The 17,629-nt window shown below is 33.2% G+C and carries 17 protein-coding genes; 6 read left to right on the plus strand and 11 right to left on the minus strand.

What is annotated here, in order from left to right:
* Positions 1 to 2: 2 nt before the first annotated feature.
* Genes ELQ04_RS00260 through ELQ04_RS00270 form a run of 3 tightly spaced genes read left to right on the plus strand, consistent with a single transcriptional unit; the run spans position 3 to position 2,954 of the window.
* Positions 3 to 1,718: a nickel-dependent hydrogenase large subunit gene (locus tag ELQ04_RS00260; protein WP_002937742.1), complete on the plus strand. Its 1,716-nt coding sequence runs from the start codon at positions 3 to 5 to the stop codon at positions 1,716 to 1,718.
* A gap of 10 nt (positions 1,719 to 1,728) precedes the next feature.
* Positions 1,729 to 2,421, plus strand: coding sequence for a Ni/Fe-hydrogenase, b-type cytochrome subunit (cybH, locus tag ELQ04_RS00265; protein ID WP_002937743.1), 693 nt, complete (start codon positions 1,729 to 1,731; stop codon positions 2,419 to 2,421).
* Positions 2,418 to 2,954: a HyaD/HybD family hydrogenase maturation endopeptidase gene (locus ELQ04_RS00270; protein ID WP_044778045.1), complete on the plus strand. Its 537-nt coding sequence runs from the start codon at positions 2,418 to 2,420 to the stop codon at positions 2,952 to 2,954. Before cybH ends, ELQ04_RS00270 begins: the two co-directional genes overlap by 4 nt.
* On the opposite strand, the gene recR is transcribed toward ELQ04_RS00270, so the two are convergent.
* Genes recR through ELQ04_RS00285 form a run of 3 tightly spaced genes read right to left on the minus strand, consistent with a single transcriptional unit; the run spans position 2,951 to position 5,426 of the window.
* The gene (gene recR / locus ELQ04_RS00275) at positions 2,951 to 3,523 is read right to left on the minus strand and encodes a recombination mediator RecR (protein WP_002894902.1); all 573 of its coding nucleotides are present in this window, start codon (positions 3,521 to 3,523) and stop codon (positions 2,951 to 2,953) included. The genes ELQ04_RS00270 and recR overlap by 4 nt on opposite strands.
* Complete coding sequence (locus tag ELQ04_RS00280; RefSeq protein WP_044778043.1) at positions 3,523 to 4,758, minus strand: ArsS family sensor histidine kinase; 1,236 nt, start codon at positions 4,756 to 4,758, stop codon at positions 3,523 to 3,525. The genes recR and ELQ04_RS00280 overlap by 1 nt, the downstream gene beginning before the upstream one ends.
* Positions 4,755 to 5,426 (minus strand): response regulator transcription factor, encoded by a 672-nt coding sequence (locus ELQ04_RS00285; protein ID WP_002876772.1) that lies wholly within the window; start codon positions 5,424 to 5,426, stop codon positions 4,755 to 4,757. Before ELQ04_RS00285 ends, ELQ04_RS00280 begins: the two co-directional genes overlap by 4 nt.
* A 154-nt stretch (positions 5,427 to 5,580) precedes the next feature.
* On the opposite strand from ELQ04_RS00285, the gene dnaJ reads away from it, so the two are divergent.
* Positions 5,581 to 6,705 carry a molecular chaperone DnaJ gene (dnaJ, locus tag ELQ04_RS00290; RefSeq protein WP_002937746.1) on the plus strand — a complete coding sequence of 375 codons (1,125 nt, stop codon included), beginning with the start codon at positions 5,581 to 5,583 and terminating at the stop codon, positions 6,703 to 6,705.
* 114 nt (positions 6,706 to 6,819) lie between these two features.
* On the opposite strand, the gene ELQ04_RS00295 is transcribed toward dnaJ, so the two are convergent.
* Together ELQ04_RS00295 and ELQ04_RS00300 are read right to left on the minus strand one after the other, a co-directional pair.
* Positions 6,820 to 8,097: a major outer membrane protein gene (locus tag ELQ04_RS00295; protein WP_134224408.1), complete on the minus strand. Its 1,278-nt coding sequence runs from the start codon at positions 8,095 to 8,097 to the stop codon at positions 6,820 to 6,822.
* A gap of 252 nt (positions 8,098 to 8,349) precedes the next feature.
* Positions 8,350 to 8,805 carry a low molecular weight protein-tyrosine-phosphatase gene (locus tag ELQ04_RS00300; RefSeq protein WP_044778041.1) on the minus strand — a complete coding sequence of 152 codons (456 nt, stop codon included), beginning with the start codon at positions 8,803 to 8,805 and terminating at the stop codon, positions 8,350 to 8,352.
* 53 nt (positions 8,806 to 8,858) lie between these two features.
* On the opposite strand from ELQ04_RS00300, the gene ELQ04_RS00305 reads away from it, so the two are divergent.
* Together ELQ04_RS00305 and ELQ04_RS00310 are read left to right on the plus strand one after the other, a co-directional pair.
* The gene (locus tag ELQ04_RS00305; RefSeq protein WP_044778040.1) at positions 8,859 to 10,043 is read left to right on the plus strand and encodes an MFS transporter; all 1,185 of its coding nucleotides are present in this window, start codon (positions 8,859 to 8,861) and stop codon (positions 10,041 to 10,043) included.
* 17 nt (positions 10,044 to 10,060) lie between these two features.
* Positions 10,061 to 10,723: a DUF4230 domain-containing protein gene (locus ELQ04_RS00310; protein ID WP_002853958.1), complete on the plus strand. Its 663-nt coding sequence runs from the start codon at positions 10,061 to 10,063 to the stop codon at positions 10,721 to 10,723.
* Here the strand turns inward: ELQ04_RS00310 and ELQ04_RS00315 are convergent.
* The 6 genes from ELQ04_RS00315 to purD all read right to left on the minus strand — a co-directional run bounded on the left by ELQ04_RS00315 (position 10,720) and on the right by purD (position 17,432).
* Positions 10,720 to 10,929, minus strand: coding sequence for a 4-oxalocrotonate tautomerase family protein (locus ELQ04_RS00315; protein WP_002856364.1), 210 nt, complete (start codon positions 10,927 to 10,929; stop codon positions 10,720 to 10,722). The two genes, ELQ04_RS00310 and ELQ04_RS00315, sit on opposite strands and share 4 nt — an antisense overlap.
* Positions 10,930 to 10,986: 57 nt before the next feature.
* On the minus strand, positions 10,987 to 11,469 hold the full coding sequence (locus tag ELQ04_RS00320) for a DNA-deoxyinosine glycosylase (RefSeq protein WP_044778039.1): 483 nt from the start codon (positions 11,467 to 11,469) through the stop codon (positions 10,987 to 10,989).
* Positions 11,466 to 13,625: a polyribonucleotide nucleotidyltransferase gene (locus ELQ04_RS00325; RefSeq protein ID WP_044778060.1), complete on the minus strand. Its 2,160-nt coding sequence runs from the start codon at positions 13,623 to 13,625 to the stop codon at positions 11,466 to 11,468. Before ELQ04_RS00325 ends, ELQ04_RS00320 begins: the two co-directional genes overlap by 4 nt.
* Positions 13,626 to 13,694: 69 nt before the next feature.
* A complete protein-coding gene (locus ELQ04_RS00330; RefSeq protein WP_044778038.1) occupies positions 13,695 to 15,743 on the minus strand; it encodes an LPS-assembly protein LptD in 2,049 nt (682 codons plus the stop codon).
* Positions 15,733 to 16,185 carry an RDD family protein gene (locus ELQ04_RS00335; protein WP_002937780.1) on the minus strand — a complete coding sequence of 151 codons (453 nt, stop codon included), beginning with the start codon at positions 16,183 to 16,185 and terminating at the stop codon, positions 15,733 to 15,735. The genes ELQ04_RS00330 and ELQ04_RS00335 overlap by 11 nt, the downstream gene beginning before the upstream one ends.
* Entirely contained in the window at positions 16,182 to 17,432 is a 1,251-nt protein-coding gene (gene purD / locus ELQ04_RS00340; RefSeq protein WP_002937781.1) for a phosphoribosylamine--glycine ligase, read from the minus strand. The genes ELQ04_RS00335 and purD overlap by 4 nt, the downstream gene beginning before the upstream one ends.
* Positions 17,433 to 17,629: the final 197 nt, after the last annotated feature.

The raw sequence follows: 17,629 nt of genomic DNA on the forward strand, positions 1-17,629 counted from the left end.
AAATGAGTCAAAAAATAATCGTAGATCCTATTACAAGAATTGAAGGGCATTTAAGAGTTGAAGTTGTTGTTGATGATAACAATGTGGTAAAAGAAGCTTATGCAGGCTCTACTTTGTGGCGCGGTATTGAAACCATAGTAAAAGGGCGCGATCCAAGAGATGCGGGTTTTATGACACAAAGAATTTGTGGAGTTTGTACTTTTTCACATTATAAAGCAGGTATAGTTGCTGTTGAAAATGCTTTAGGTATTACTCCGCCTTTAAATGCGCTTTTAACAAGAACTTTAATGAATGCAGCTTTATTTTTACACGATCATATTGTGCATTTTTATCAACTTCATGGGCTTGATTGGGCTGATGTGGTAAGTGCTTTAAGTGCTGATGTTAAAAAAGCAAGCGATGAAGCTTTTAAATACACTCCAAATCCTTATGCAACAGGTGCAGATAAACTTCTTGAAGTGCAACAAAGACTTAAAACTTTTGTAGATAAAGGAAATTTAGGACCTTTTGCTAATGCGTACTATGGTCATCCAACTTATCGTTTAACTCCTGAGCAAAATTTAATCGTTCTTTCTCACTATCTAGAATGTTTAAGAATTCAAAGAATCATTGCTCAATGTATGGCGATTTTTGGAGCTAAAAACCCACATCCACAAAGCTTAACCGTTGGTGGTATAACTTGTGTTATGGATTTGCTTGATCCTGCAAGAATGGGTGAATATATGGTTAAATTCCAAGAAGTACAAGACTTTGTTAATCGTGCGTATTATCCTGATCTTGTGATGGCAGGAAAAGCTTATGCACATGAAGCAAGTGTTTTAAATGATATAGGGGTAAATAATCTTTACACCTTTAAAGAATTCCAAATCGGAAGAGATGAATGGCTTTTTGAAAGTGGTATTATCAAAAATGGAGATTTAAGCAAGGTTTATGAAGTAGAAGAAGATAAGATTACCGAAGAGGCAACTCATTCTTGGTATGCAGACAATGAACCTTTACACCCTTATGATGGTAAAACAAATCCAAATTATACAGGACTTGTAGATGGAGAAAGCGTAGATCATCATGGAAATAATGTTCATTCTAAAGTGTTTGATACCAAGGGTAAATATAGTTGGATTAAAGCTCCACGCTATGAAGGAAACCCTATGCAAGTAGGACCTTTAGCAAATATTGTTGTAAATTATGCTAAAGGTAATCAAAATGTTGTTCCTGTGGTAGATGAGTTCTTAAAAGAAACAGGACTTCCTTTAAATGCTGTATTTAGTACACTTGGAAGAACAGCTGCGCGTTGTATTGAAGCAAAAATCGTTGCAAATAATGCTTTAAAAGCGTTTAATAATTTAGTTGAAAATTTAAAAGTAGATCAGAGTACTTGTGCGCCTTATGTGATCGATAATTCTAAGGAATACAAAGGACGCTATATGGGGCATGTGCCACGCGGAACATTAAGCCATTGGTGTAGAATTAAAAATGGCGTCATTGAAAACTGGCAAGCTGTGGTGCCTTCTACTTGGAATGCAAGTCCAAAAGACGCAAATGGCGTAGGTGGAAGTTATGAGCAATGTTTGATAGGACTTAAAATCGCTGATGTAAAACAACCACTTGAAATCATTAGAAAAATTCACTCTTATGATCCTTGTATTGCTTGTGCGGTGCATGTAATGGATACTAAGGGCAATAATCTAAGCGAATATAAAGTGAATGTCAATTTATAAGGAGGCTTTCATGCAAAACAAAGAAGAAAAATTGCAAAGAAAAGCTGAATATGAATTTAGCATAGGTTTGCGTTTAACGCACTGGGTAAGAGCTATTGCTATAGTGATTCTTATTGGCACAGGATATTATCTTTCTTATGTGTTTCAAAGTCCTATTAGCAACGGCGAACCTGTAAATTTTATGCAAGCAAAATACCGTTTAGTGCATCAAGCGGTGGGTTTTGTTTTAATCGCTTGTATTATTTTTAAAGTATATTTGTTTTTCTGCGATAAGGTAAGTGCAAAAGAACGCAGAAGTGTATGGGATATTTTTAATATCAAATTATGGATAGAACAAGTAAAATTTTACATTTTCTTAGGAAAACATCCGCATTTAAAAGGGGTTTATAATCCTTTGCAATTTATAACTTATTTTTTCTTTTATCTTGTGATGTTAGGTATCATTCTTACAGGGCTTATTCTTTATACTCATACTTACCATGAAGGCTTAGGTGGGCTTTTATATCATATTTTAAGACCGCTTGAAGCTGCAATGGGTGGCTTGGCTGATGTAAGAACTTATCATAGAATTTTGATGTGGGTGATTATGATTTTTGTACCAGTACATATTTACATGGCGATTTTTAACGCAGTAAAAGGTAAAGATGGTGCTATGGATGCTATTATTAGCGGATATAAATATGTAAAAGAAGAAAAGCATTGAAATTCTTAGTCCTTGGAATAGGCAATATCATGTTTGCAGATGAAGGCTTAGGCGTTCATCTTTGCAAACAACTTGAAAAAAACTACAAATTCACTCATCCTGAATTTACCTTAGATTTTGTTGATGGTGGAACTTTGGCTTTGCAGCTTAGCTATATCATCGCTAGGTACGATAGGCTTATCGTTTTAGACTGTATAGAAGCGCAAGATGCGAGTATAGGAGATGTATTTTTCTTTCCTTATGATGCTATGCCTAATAAAATCAGCTGGAGTGGAAGTGTTCATGAAATAGAAATGCTTCAAACCTTACAATACATGGAACTTGCAGGAGATTTGCCTAAAACACATATTTTAGCTTGTGTGCCAAAGCGTATTGAAGCGATGAGTTTTAAGCTCTCAGATGAGCTTATACAAGGGGCTAAAATCATGGAAAAAACTTTACTTGATTTTTTAAGTAAGGAAGGTTTTACTTATGAAAAGATTGCGGATTTTTCTTTGCAAGAATTAGCCGATATTTCTTATAAAAATTACTAAATTTTTGTTCTAAAATTCATAGCTTTATTTAAAGAGATTAAATCCACATTTTCTAAATTCACACCACTTGGAATTCCTTGGGCGATTTTACTAAAAGTTAGGTTTAAGCCTTTAAATTTATCTTCTATAAAAAAGATAGTTGCATCAGAATTAATACTATGTGTCAATGCAAAAATGAGCTCAGAGATATTTAGCTTAAGTATGATTTGCTTTAGTTTTTCAAGTTTTTCTTCATTTAACTCATCTAAAACAAAATATAGCCCATTGTAACTTTGACTCTCTTCGAGCGTTAGTATATCTTTTGGACTTTCAACTATACATAAAATGTTTTTATTTCTTTCTTCATCGCTACAAATTTCACAAAGCTCATTTTCACTTAAAGCACCGCATTGCTCACAAGGTTTTATAAAGCGGATAGCATTTTCTATATTGTGTGCGAGTTTCATACCATCGATTTGATTATTTATGCAAAGGTGATAAGCAAGCCTTATAGCGGTTTTTTTCCCTATGGTAGGTAAATTTGCAAAACTTTCAACAAGTTCATTGAATTTTTCTAGGCCTTTTGCCATTATTTTTCTTTATCTCCAAAGAAAATTTTAAAGCAATGCTTTCCATCATCATAAAAATAAATCAAATCAAAATTATGCAGTTTACATACCTCTGAAACTATATAAAGTCCTAGCCCCATACCTTTGACCTGATTGTGTTTTTCTCTTGTGAAAGCTTCAAGATAATGTTCTATAGGCTCTGCTAAAGGTTTGCCTGGATTTTTAATGGTAAAACATTCTTTACAACAAAAAAGCTCACAAGTGCCATTGTTTGAGTATTTTAAGGCATTATCGATAAGATTTTTTAAAATTACAGAGAAAATTTCTATATCAACATTGATTAAAGCATCATATCTTATATCGACTTTTACAACTTTATTAAAATCATCTCTCATAAGGTGTTCTTTAGCTTCTTCAAGTATAGCGCTAAAACGACTAGGTTTAAAGTGTAAGTTGTAGTTTTTTGAAAATAAATTTTCGATTTTGGCAAATTCATTGATCAAAGAATCCATGCGTAAAAATATAGCGATAAGTCTTTCTTTTTGTCTGTCTTCTTTGATCATTTCAGAAATGATTCTCCCTTTTCCTATAGGGGTTTTTAACTCATGCATGATTGTTCTTAGGAAAAGTTGTCTTGATTGGATTAATTCTTGGTTTTTCTTGAAAGCTTTTTGAAATTCAAAGGCGATCTTACCTACTTCATCTTCTTGATAGTCTAAAAAATCAGGTTGTTCCCCGTTTGCAACTTCGGCAACTTGTCTTCTTAATTTTTTTAAAGGTTCTAAAGATCTTAATACCGAAAAATACATAAAAACAACCAGCAAAGAAAAAGAGAAAAATCCTATCAATAAAAGATTATAAACCCTATCACTAGTATTTTCTTCATATAAGCCATCAAAATCTTTACATTGAACATCAAAATAAAGATTGCTATGATATTTTAAAGAAGAAAGAGTACAAAGCTCTCCACCTGCTTTAAAAAGTGATTGTCCATTATTTCTTATAGCTTTTACAAGATGGGGATTTTGTATAGCGTTAAAACCGCTGTTTCCAAGATAAGCTCCTATTTCAACACCTGAAGTGTTTTCATAGGAGATGAGTAAATTTTTTATAAGATTTTCTTGTTTTAAACTTTCTTCTTCATTATAGGCATTTCCTTCTATTTTTAAAAGAACGATAAAAAGCACACAAACCAAGAAAAAAGTAACAACAAATAAAATAATCAGTTTGGTATAAATAGAATAATTTTTTGTCATCCTATCAGTTTATATCCTATACCTCTAACAGAAAAAATATGTTTTGGAGATTTTGAACTATCTCCTATTTTTACTCTTAAGCGACCGATGATAACATCAAGGCTTTTAGAATCTTTATCTTTTAGATTTTTACAGCGACTTACAAGCTGTTCTCTTGAAACGCTGTATCCGTGTTGTTGGATAAGGTATTCTAAAATTTCAAATTCAGCAGGAGTAAGTGTTAAAACCTTATCTTCATAGGTGATCTCATGTCTTCTTTCATCGATTTTGAAAGCAGAATTAATATTTTCATTATTAGTGTGTTCAACTCTTTTTGTGCGACGAATAAGACTCATAATCCTTGCATACATTTCTTTTGGATCGTAAGGCTTTGGTAGATAATCATCAGCGCCGATTTGAAGCCCCACAACTTTATCGCTTAAATCACCTCTAGCTGATGAGATAATAATAGGAATGTTGCTTTTTTGTCTGATTTCTCTACAAACTTCAAGACCATCAATTCCTGGTAAAGTTAAATCCAAGATTAGACAATCATAGCCTTGAACGCCTACATTTAAAGCACTTTTAGGATTTTCAAAATTTGTGATTTTAATATTAAATTGCGCTAAATACTCAGATAATAATTGCGCAAAATCAGGATCATCTTCTATCATCAACACATTAATCATTTTGGTATCCTTTAAATTTTATCTAAGATTTATAATCTTTACATAATTTTATTTAAAATTTGATAAATTATTGATTTTATTTTTGCTAAAATTAGATTTTTGAATTTTTAAGATTAAAATTCTAGCAAAATTTTAAATTTTTTAAAGGAATAATGTGGAAATAAGTTATTATGAAATTCTTGAAATCACGCAAAGTGCTGATAAAGAAACCATAAAAAAAGCCTATAGAAAAATGGCTTTAAAATACCATCCCGATAGAAACCAAGGCGATAAAGAAGCAGAAGATAAATTCAAGCTTGTTAATGAAGCCTATGAAGTTTTAAGCAATGATGAAAAGCGTGCTATTTATGATAGATACGGAAAAGATGCTTTAAAAGGCGGTGGATTTGGTTCTAGTAGCTCAGGTTTTGGTGGTTTTGAGGATTTAGGAGATATATTTTCTAGTTTTTTTGGAGAAGGCTTTGGCTCATCATCGCGTCGTAGAAAAAGTTCAAATGATGAGAAAATCCCTTCCGATTTTATCGTTAATTTAAAATTAAGTTTTAAAGAAGCGGTTTTTGGTTGTAAGAAAAATATAGACTTTACTTATAAATGTTCTTGCAAAACTTGTAATGGAACAGGGGCTAAAGATGGAAAACTTCAAACTTGTCCAAAGTGTCAAGGTAGAGGACAAGTTGGGGTTTCTCAAGGTTTTATCACTTTTGCACAAACTTGTCCTGATTGTCAAGGAAGTGGAGAAAAGGCTAGTGAAAAATGTAGCGATTGTAAAGGTTTGGGTTATAATGAAAGCAAAGATAGTGTCGAGCTTAATATCCCAGAAGGTGTGGATACAGGTATGAAACTTCGTGTCAATGCTAAAGGCAATATCTTAAAAAATGGCACTAGAGGGGATATGTATGTTAAGATCATCGCTGCTGAAGACGATACTTTTATCAGAGATGATGATGATATATATATAGAATTTCCAGTGTTTTTTACCCAGGCTATCTTAGGACAAAGTATAAAAGTCCCTACCATACGCGGTGAAGCGACTTTAAATTTACCAAAGGGTGCTAAAGATGGACAAAGATTTGTTCTTGAAAAAGAAGGGGTAAAAGATGTTCATAGTTCTCGCATAGGAAATCAAATCGTTCAAATTTCTATCAAATTTCCAACTTCTTTAAACGATGAACAAAAAGAACTTTTAGAAAAACTAAGTGAAAGTTTTGGTATCAAAGATGGTATGCATCAAGAGCAAAAAGGGCTTTTTGAAAAAATCGCTAATTGGTTTAAGTCTTAATTTTCCTAAAGCTTTTTAGCTTGGGAAAATTTTTTATATAAATTTAAGTTTTAAAAATCAGGCGTAAAAAAAGGCGGAGCAAAACCCCGCCTTGAAGTTAGACTTGAAAGCTTCTTAGAATTTGTAAAGAGCTTGAAGTCTTACAGTGCTATGATCAGCACTTTCATTAGTGTTTGCACCTTGATCTAGGTTCACATAAGAATAGAATGCTGAGAAGTTAAGTTTTGGAGAGTATTTGTAATCTACTCTTGCAACAGCTTCAAGTTTTTTACCACCACCTAAATGATTAGCAGCTTCTGTTTTTGTTCCACCGTATATAAAATCAGCACCAACGCGAACTGTTTCGTTGAAAGTATATCCACCAGTTACATAACCGAAGATATTTCTACCAGTGTCACCATTTAGTCTTGAACCAGTAGTATAGAAAATTTCCTCACCTGCAAGTAAAGAGCTAAGATTACCTTGATCATCAATTATAACAGTAGAAGCTTTTTCTTTGTCACCGTAGTATAAACCACCAAGGCTAGCATCCCAACCATTTACTTCAATACCACCTTTTAATGCAAAGAAATTACCATTAGTATGTGTGGCATCATCAAGTTCGCTGTCAATACTATTTCCTAAGTAAGCACCTTCAATTGTCCAATTGATTCCATCAAAGATAGTTGTACTATAAGCTGCATCTACAGCATAGAAGAATGCTACTTGATCCCAATAAGCTAACCATAATTGTGGGTTGAATTGTCCACCAGCAAGATCATAAGAACCTACAGCTGCAGCACCGTAAAGATTTCCTACTGAATCTACTTTAAAAGGAGCTTGATTTGTATTTGTTGTTGAAATATTGCTATGTCCTAATAAATCCGCACCTTGCTCTGCAGCCATGAAGCTATCTACAGCAAAAGCAGCTAGAGTTAAACCATCGATGCTGTTATTTACTACTTTAACACCTGTTCCAACTAAACCATCAATAGCGTTATCTGTCCAGATAAGGTTTAATTGTTGTTTACCAGCGATTACGCTTGTAGCAACATCTTCATTTGTATAAGTTAAATATAATTGACGAACAAAAAGTCCTTTTTCGGCATTTGTTACGTTATTAACACCAGTGCCACCATCAACAGCGTTGTAGTCGAACTGAATGAAAGCTTTGAAGTTATCAGCTATAGCAGCACTGAAGTTAACTTGCGCTCTATATTTGTGATCTTGTTTGCTGTTATTTAAATTTGAGTTGTTAAGGAAATTTTTATCAAAATTACCTGTATCGTATCTGTATCTTAGTACACCTGATACATCAACATCTTTGATCGCTTCTTCAAGTGGAGTAGCGTTAGCTGCTGAAAAAGCACCTGCAGCAAGAGCTGCAACTAAACTAAGTTTAACTAGTTTCATGAGAATTCTCCTTGTTAAAAATTAATAAAACATCGTAATTGTAGCACATAAATTTGGAGTTTTTTCTTAAGAGTCACTTAAAATAGTAAAAATTTTAAATCCGAAGGATAAAAACATCTCAAAGAAAAGCCTAGCTAAAGGGATTTAAGCTAGGCGTGTAATTTTAAGGAGTTTTTCTTATGAATGTTTTTCGGTTCGTTTAGAAGTATAAGCCTAAAAAGTAAACGAGAAGTAATATATAGTTGTTTTAAATTATTTTGATAAAAAAATAAGTAAATTTTTACAAGCTAGGGATAAAATTTTATAAGTTTCATCAAAATTCCCACTATACCAAGGATCAGGGACTTCATCGTAGTTTAGACTAGGACTAAAATCAGTGATTTTTAAAACTTTGTTTTGGGTGTTGGTGAAGTTTTTTAAAACATTTTTGAAGTTAGAATTGTCCATGGTGATTAAAAAATCACTTTCATCGCAAAGCTTTTGAGTGAGTTTTTTGCTTGTGAAGTTTTTGTGTTCTATGTTAAGTTGGGCAAGTTTGTTTTTGGTGCCATAATGCATACCTTCTCCATCGTGTTCTCCTGAGGTTCCTGCACTACTTATAAGAAATTCTTTTTCCAAATTTGCCTTTTTGACAAGATCTTTCATGATAAATTCTGCCATAGGTGAACGGCATATATTGCCTAAGCATATAAAGAGTATTTTTTTCATTTTTATCCTTGAGGTTTAATTAAAAATTATAAAAAATATCATACAATAAATCCATGGAAAATTTCAATAGAACTTTGCTTGTGTGTTGGTTTGGTGTTTTTACCACAAGTATGGGGCTTAGTCAAATCGCTCCGATTTTGCCTTTTTATATCAAAGAACTAGGACATGTTGATACAAGCGAGATAGCGTTTTACTCAGGGCTTGCTTTTGGGATCACTCCCCTTTTTATGGCTGTTTTTTCACCTTTGTGGGCTTTTTTGGGTGCAAAGTATGGTTATAAAAATATGCTTCTTCGTGCAAGTTTTGGAATGTCGGTTTTAACCTTATGGCTTAGCTTTGCTCATAGTGCTTTAGAAGTAGTTTTTGTGCGGGGTTTAACAGGGATAATTTCGGGTTTTACTTCTGCTGCTGTTGTGTTTATCGCTGTGATAGCGCCTAAAGAAAAAGTGGCTTATGCTTTAGGAACTCTTTCTACGGCTTCTATAAGTGGAAGTTTGCTTGGGCCTTTGTTTGGTGGCTTTGTGGCTGAATTTTTTAGCATTAGTGCGGTTTTTGATGTGGTGGCTTTTTTGATCGCTTGTTCTTTTGTGACGATTTATTTTTTCATCCATGAGAGAAAAATTCAAAAAGAGGCGAAGAAAAATACTCAAAAAGTGAAAGAAAACATAACCCTTATCATCGTTCTTTTTATCACTACTTTTGTGATACAATTTGGTACTTTTGGAGTGATGCCGATTTTAAGTATTTATGTTGAGCAAATTCATCAAGGTGGAAATTTGGCTCTTTGGGCGGGTATAGTAGTGGCTGCAAGTGGGATTAGTAATCTTTTTTTCGCGCCAAAACTTGGAAAAATCGCCGATAAGATAGGGCCTAGTAAGATTATTTTTGGAGCTTTGATATTTTGTGGAATTTGCTTTTACTTGCAGGCTGTAGCAAGTAATGTTTATACGCTTATTTTCGTGCGTTTGCTTATAGGTGTAGGACTTGGAGGGCTTTTGCCTTGTGTGAATGCCTTGCTTAAAAAAAGTGTGAGTACTAAAAATTTAAGTGTGATTTTTGGTTTTAATCAAACTTGTCAATTTTTGGGAAATTTTTGCGGTGCTTTTGGTGGAGGGTTTATGGCTTCTCATTTTAGCGTGGAATTTGTTTTTACTTTTGTGTGTTTGATTTTTATCATTAATGCTTTTATTTTCTTAGCGTTTGAGAAAAAATATATCTTTTCGAATCAAGGTTTATAAATTTAGAAAGGTTTAAAATGGAAATGATTTTATTTGTTTTAGTGATGATTTTACTTGTGCTTTTGTTTGTAGTGCTTTTTAGGCAGTATAAAAGCCCTAAAATAGAAGAAAAAAGCACGCAAAGTTTTAGCGATATCATGCAGCTTAAATCCATAGGAGAATTAAGTGTTTTTCAAGTTTTTAGTAAAGAGATTGTCACTAAAAAAGATAGCGCTTTTAATGGAATTTGGAAAAATCTTTTAGGATGGTCTTTGAGTGAAAGACAGATTGCTTTGATTTTTGAATTTGAGATCACTTTCTTGTATGATTTAAGGGATAAAAACTTTGATATTTTGCCTTTAGGGGACGATGCTTATAAGATCATCATGCCAGAGTGTAGATATAAACACAGCATCATAGATATGAAATTTTATGATGAAAAAAATGCTAAATTTTTACCTTTTTTGCTGCCTGATTCTATCAATAGCACAGGGATTAGTTTTAGCGAAAGTGATAAAAACAAACTCATAAAAGAGGCCAAAGATGAGGTTAAAGACTTGTCTTTAAATCTTATCCAAAATTTAGAAAGCAAAATTCATAAAAGTGCTAAGGATACTTTAGAAGCTATTGCTAAAGGTTTTGGAGCTAAGAGAGTGGAATTTGAATTTAAGGATAACACACAAAAGCTAGATGTAAACTAGCTTTTTTCTTTTCTTACTTGGGTAATGCTTTTTCCACCTAGTCCGTAATTATCCGTATCAATTTCATCGATAATTACCACAGTCGAGCTTTTATTTTTGTTTAAAACCTTAGCAAGCAAATCCGTTACTCCCGCGATAAGCTCTTGTTTTTGTTCTGTTGTAGGTTCTCCGTTTTCTTTGGTGATGCGTATATTTACAAAAGGCATTTTTAACTCCTTAAAATTTTATAATTATTCTAAAATCTAAAAAATTAAAATATTCTTTTATTTTGTAAATTTTTTGATTATTTCATAGTTTTGTAAAAGCTGTTCAAAAGAAAAATTTAAATTTGCAGGAGAAGTTGAGGGTAGAGCTATGGCTTCTAAGTGAGGGTGGAATTTAACAAAAAATCTATAAGCACTTTGTCCTGTAGTAAAAATGGCTTGGATTTTGGCTTGAGAAAGGATTAGGTTTAAATCATTGACTTTTGCATAACTTATTGTTTTATCATCTGAATTTTTTATCTTGCAACTTTGAAGTACATCCCAAAGAGCGATATATTTTTTTCTTAAAAAGGCTTGTTGTTCTGTGATATTTTCCAATTTTACATCAAAAAGTGTTTCTAGTATAGGCCAAAAACGATTTCTTGGGTGTTGATAATAAAAGCCGTCTTGTCTTGATTTAATAGAAGGAAAAGATCCTAAAATTAAGATTTTAGAATCTTTGTCAAAAAAAGGTTCAAAAGGATGAGTTAGAAATTCACTCACTCACACAAATCCACAGAAATTTTTCCGTTTTTAATTTCGCTAATTTTAACTTTTAAGCTTTGGTTTTCGCTTAAATTAAGATGCTTGCTTTTTGAACTATGCAATAAACCATCAACACCATTTTTAAGTTCCACAAAGGCTCCAAAAGGAGCGATTTTTTTAACAATACCTTGAAATTCTTGCCCAAGTTCAAAGCCTGATATATCTTTGTCTTTAGAGCCTTTTTTAGTTCCTTTTTGAGAGCTTGTGATGTTTATGATGTAGTCTTTTGCGGCTTTGATTTGCTCGTTTTGACTACCTGCTATTTTTACTTCACCTTTTTCGCGATCTAAGTCTATAGAAACGCCAAATTTTTCTATGATTTCTTTGATGGTTTTTCCAGCTTGTCCTATGATATCAACGATTTTTGAAGGATCAACGCTAAAAAGCTCAAGTTTAGGTAAAACTTCTTCATTGACTATGATTTCTTTCGCAGCTTCTTCCATAATATTTAGGATGTGAATTCTTCCTTCTTTGGCTTGGTATAAAGCTTGTTTTAGTGTTTCTTGATCGATTCCGCCTAGTTTTATATCCATTTGAAGAGCAGTAACGCCGTCTTTGCTACCGGCTACTTTAAAATCCATATCCCCATCATGATCTTCAAGTCCCATGATATCTGTTAAAACAGCATACTTGTTATCTTCAAAGATAAGCCCCATAGCTACTCCTGCAACAAGTTTTAAGCTTGGCACTCCTGCTGCTTTTAAGGCTAAAGATCCGCCACAAACCGTTGCCATAGAACTTGAGCCATTGCTTTCTAAAATTTCACTGACTAAGCGGATTACATAAGGATAGTTTTCATCCACACTTGGATAAAGTGCTCTTTTGGCTAAATTTCCATGTCCTAGCTCTCTTCTTCCTGGAGCTTTGATAGGACTTGCCTCGCCTACTGAAAAACCTGGAAAATTATAATTTACCATAAAGCGTTCGCTTATAGGATTTTTTTCTGTAAGCAAGTCTATCATTTGAGCATCGTTTTCTCCGCCTAAGGTTACAACAACTAGAGCTTGAGTTTGTCCACGAGTGAAAAGACAAGAGCCGTGAGCGTTTGGCAAGATATTGGTTTCTATACTGATAGGACGAACCTCGTTTAAACTTCTACCATCAGCTCTTTTGCCTTCATTTAAAATTTGCTCACGAATAAGTTTGCGTTTGACTTTAGCTAAGGTATTTAAGACACTTTCTTCGCTCCAGTCTTTAGCGATTTCAAGATTTAAAATTTCTTTAGCGATTTTATTTAATTCGCTCGCTCTTTCGCTTTTTGCCATTTGGTTGATGGCTTCTTTGATTTGTTTTTGGAAATTATTTTCTATAAAAGCTAAAATTTCAGGATGTTCAATCTCATTTTTTAGTTCGATTTGAGAATTTTTTTTGTGTTTGCTAAAGGCTTCTTCATAAGCATTTGAGCCATTTAATATAGCTTTTTGAGCTAAATTTAGAGCTTCTAAAATTTCATCTTCGCTAAGTTCATTCATATTTTGTGAAGTGGTTTGAGTTAAAACATCGGCATAAGGAGCTTCGATAAAGATTTCATTTTCTTTTTGATCAGGTAAGGCTCTCATTTCTATCATCAAAAGCTCATCTTTTACACCTGCTACATAGAGATCTAGGGTGCTATTTTGAAGTTCTTCATTGTTTGGATTGAGTATGAAATTTCCATCTATCTTTCCTATACGCACACCACATACTGGAGCTTTCATAGGTATATCACTAAGATAAAGTGCCACGCTTGCGGCATTTAAGCTCATTACTTGCAAATCTACTTTAGGATCAGCTGAGAGAACCATCACAACGATTTGAGTCGGATAAGCATAGCCTTTTGGAAAAAGAGGGCGTAAGCTTCTATCAATAATGCGTGCTGTTAAGGTTTCTGCATCGCTTGGTTTGGTTTCTCTTTTGACATAACCACCAGGGATTTTTCCTGCGGCATAAGCTTTTTCGATGTATTGGACGGTTAGAGGTAAAAAATCTTCTTCAACTTGTTTTTCTTCTCTTGCAACTGTAGCTAGAACAACGCTTTTGCCTTGTCTCATTAAAACAGCACCGGCAGCTTGTTTGGCGACTTTGTCTATATCAAATATTTCTGTATTTTTGTTAATTTCTATGCTGTATTGCATTATTTTTCCTTTTTTACCAGATAATAAATTCGTAAAATTTTTTAAAATATTTAGCAAATTTCATCCTTTTTAAATTTTGTTTTCACTTTCTGCTAAAGAGAAATCGTATTTTACTCCTCCTAAAGGATAGAAGTTGAAAATAAAATAAACTCCGCTTTGATTTTTAGCTGTGATGCCACCACTTGTGAGTTGTGGATCGATTCTTTCTCTATACATTAAAGAATAGTTCCAACATTTTCTTTGGTAGGTATAGCCAAGTTCCCACATGTTTGCATGAGCTCTTTGAGTATCAAACCAAATTCCACCAAATAAATTATAATTAGGCGTGGCAATATAATTTGCTCTTGTACCAATAAAGCTATATTTTCCATACTCATCGTTTTGATAAGCATGAGAAAACATCCAATTAAATTTTGAATTTGTATTGACTTCTATTTGGCTGATGACATTGGTAAAGCGACTTTGCTCATAAGAGTAAAGCACTTCGCTGTTGAGATTGATGTTTTCATTAAAATAATAAGTTAAAAGATTTTCAAGTTCATAGAATTCATTTTGTTTATTGAGATAGTCAAGTGAAATTCTGTGTTTGAGTTTTTTTTGTCCTTCGTTGTTATAGAAATATTGTACAGCATAAAGACTTGTATGCTCGTTTTCTTTGTCGTATTCTTCAAGATAATCTTGCGTGATTTTACCTGATTTTGCACCTGGTAAAATGTAATTCACCCCTAAATTTAAAGTATGAAAGAAATTTTCATAAGCTTTTGAAAGATCGGTGTAGAGATTAAAATCATGAGTGTTTCTGAAATAATGCTCATGGTTTCTTTCAGGATCGTTGCTATAATTTACAAAAGAAGTATAAAATCTTTCTGTAAAAGTAAAGTGTAAAAAGTCTCCAAAAAAAGCGTTGTGATACGAGATAGGCAAGTCTAAATTTAGCTCATTTGCATAAGAACCAGCAGGTCGGTAAAAATTATGAAATGAAGCATCAAATGAATAACGCAAGCGTTCATCAAAAAGGTTATTTAAAAATCTATGATATTGAAAGCTTGGATATTCTTGTAAGGTTGTATTGTTGCTAAGTTTAGATGTGTCGATATAATATCTTGCATAAGCTCCGTAAAAATTGTTTTCATCGGCTAAAAAATAATTGATTTTGGAGGTTACAAGCGAGTTAAGATCTCGATAATCCCTACTTCCTAAATTTAAATAATCCACATCGTTGAGATAGGTTGCATCTATCCATAGACCTTCTTGAAAATTATCACTGAGTAAAGATTTGATTAAATCATCTCTTGAATATTTTAGTTCTATTCCATAGTGGGTTTGATTTTTCAAATTTTCATCGTAAAAATAGGAGCTATTTTCCCTAAAAGCACCAAAATTTAATTCTCCTGTTGAATATGGAGAATCAAGAAATCTTAAAGTAGAATAAAGTCCAAAACCACGGTTTGTTCGAATTTGCGGATCAAGTTCTAAATCCCAATTTTCTTGAGTGGCTATATAAATAGGTTGTTCATAGTATAAGCCTTCGCTACTTTTTAAAACGATTTTTGGGATTAAAAGCCCGCTTTGTCTATGAGTATCAGCGCTAAATCCAAAATAAGGTAGATAAAAAACTGGGGTATTTTTAACATATAATCTTGCATTGTAAAGATGAACAAAATTGGTTTCCCGGTTAAGCCAGCCTTTTGAAAAACGAATTTCCCAATCAGGATCTTCAACATTGCAGCTTGAAACTGCTGAAATTTTGCTTTCAAAGACTTTATCATTTAGATGGCTTGTTTTGCTTTGAAACCATACTTCAAGATTGTTATTGGAAAAGAAAAAATTACTAAAATCGGCTTGATTGGAATTTAGGTTGATTTTAGCATAATCAGAATGCGATCTTTCGTTTTGACCTCTTAGAATATTAACATCGCCAAAAAGCTCAACATCTCCGGTTTTTTCATTGTAAATTGCTTTATTGGCAGTGATGAAATAAAAATCAGAAAAAATAATAACATCATTGTTTGCAGTAAGAATATCACCTTCTTTTTTTGCATCAAGAGCGTAAATATCAACTTGTGCTGCATTTAAAGCTATGCTAGTTCCTAGCAATAGGGAAAATTTACGCCACATCGACTACTATTGTCCTTGCTAGATAATCCTCCCAAGCTTTGCGTAAATCATTACTTAAAGCCCAAGCAAACCCAAGCATAAACGCCATAGCACTAACTTGTCTTATCGCAGATCTGATGCAACTTTGGATGAGATTGGGTTTGTCAAGAAGATTTTCATCCAAGATGATAATTTTACATAATATTTTTCCCAAACTTGCCCCATAAAGATAAGTAAAAATTACTTGATAACTAAAATGAAGCAAGATGAAGCCAAGATAAAAATTTCCTATAATTTGAGTCGTTTCAAATAAATCTTTTGCTTGGATTAGACGATCATAAAAAATGATAAACACAATCAAAGAAATAACCATATCATCGATTAAAAAAGCTAGAACTCTTTTTCCAAAACTTGCTATTTTTAGATTTTCACGCTCTAAGCGGTCTTGTAAATTTTCTTTCATTTAAGAACCTGATGAGCGATGTCTTTTCTGTATTGTTTTCCTTTGAAATTTACATTATCACAAAGTTTATAAGCATTTTTTTGCGCTTCTTCTATACTTTTTCCTGTGCCAACGCAAACTAAAACTCTTCCACCATCAGCCATTAATTTGCCATCTTCTAGGCTTACTCCAGCATAAGAAATATGAGAGTTTTCAGGAATGTTATTTACAGTAATTTCACTTTTTGGTGAACTTTTGTAAGGATAGTTTTCACTCGCGCATACAACCCCTACTGCAAATTCTTTTTTGATTTTGATTTTTGCGTGTCTTAAGCGTCTTTGAGTAGCAGCTAAAATAAGCTCTAAAGGATCTTCGATTAAAGGCATTAAAACTTCACATTCAGGATCGCCAAAGCGAACATTAAATTCTAATACATAAGGTTTATTTCCAACGATCATAGCGCCTATAAATAAAACGCCACAAAATTCCGCTCCTTCTTTTTTCATACCTGCTAAAGTCGGTAAAATAATATCTTTTTGAACTTTTCTAAGCAAACTTTCATTCGCCAAAGAGCTAGGAGCGTAAGCACCCATTCCGCCAGTATTTGGCCCTTGATCATTATCGAGTAATTTTTTGTGATCTTGTGCTACAGGAAGTAAAACAAAATCATTGCCATCACATACTGCAAAAATGCTTAATTCATAACCATCTAAAAATTCTTCAATTACAACGAGTTTTCCAGCATCTCCAAAGCTTTCTCCGCTCAGCATTTTAGCTGTTTCTTCTATGGCTTCTTCATGAGTCTTAGCTATGATAACACCTTTTCCTGCACAAAGTCCATCGGCTTTTACTACTATAGGAGGGGTTAAACTATATATAAAATTTTTTGCTTTTTCAATGTCATTTGTGTTTAAAAATTTGGCTGTTTTGATACGGTATTTTTTAAGAAAGCTTTTCATAAAAGATTTTGAGGTTTCAAGCATTGCAGCAGCTTTGCTTGGCCCAAAAATAGCAAGTCCTTGTTGTTTAAAAATATCTACAACCCCTTCAGCTAAAAAACTTTCACTTCCTACTATACAAAGATCAAAACCTTTTTCTTTTGCATAGGTTGCTAAAACTACTGGATCTTTTAGGTTTAAATTTGTTCCAAGACTTTCGGTAGCGCCATTTCCAGGAGCAAAATAAAACTCTAAATTTTTGTCTACTCTTCTTAAGGCTAAAGCAATAGAGTATTCTCTTGCACCACTACCCAAAATCATTATTTTCATTTATATCTCCTTTTAAACCCAAACAGCCGTTTAACAAAGATTGACCCCAAAAAGTCAAAGAAAACCGCTAGGTAATTTTTAAAGGCTGCAACTTCTCGCTTTTTTCAAAGCTCAAACGATGCCACAGAACACGGTAAATCACACAATCGCAGTTAATAAAAATGTGTTGGATCACTTTAAATACCACAAACTGTTTA

It is taken from the genome of Campylobacter sp. CH278 (assembly GCF_004378845.1).
GTDB lineage: Bacteria > Campylobacterota > Campylobacteria > Campylobacterales > Campylobacteraceae > Campylobacter_D > Campylobacter_D jejuni.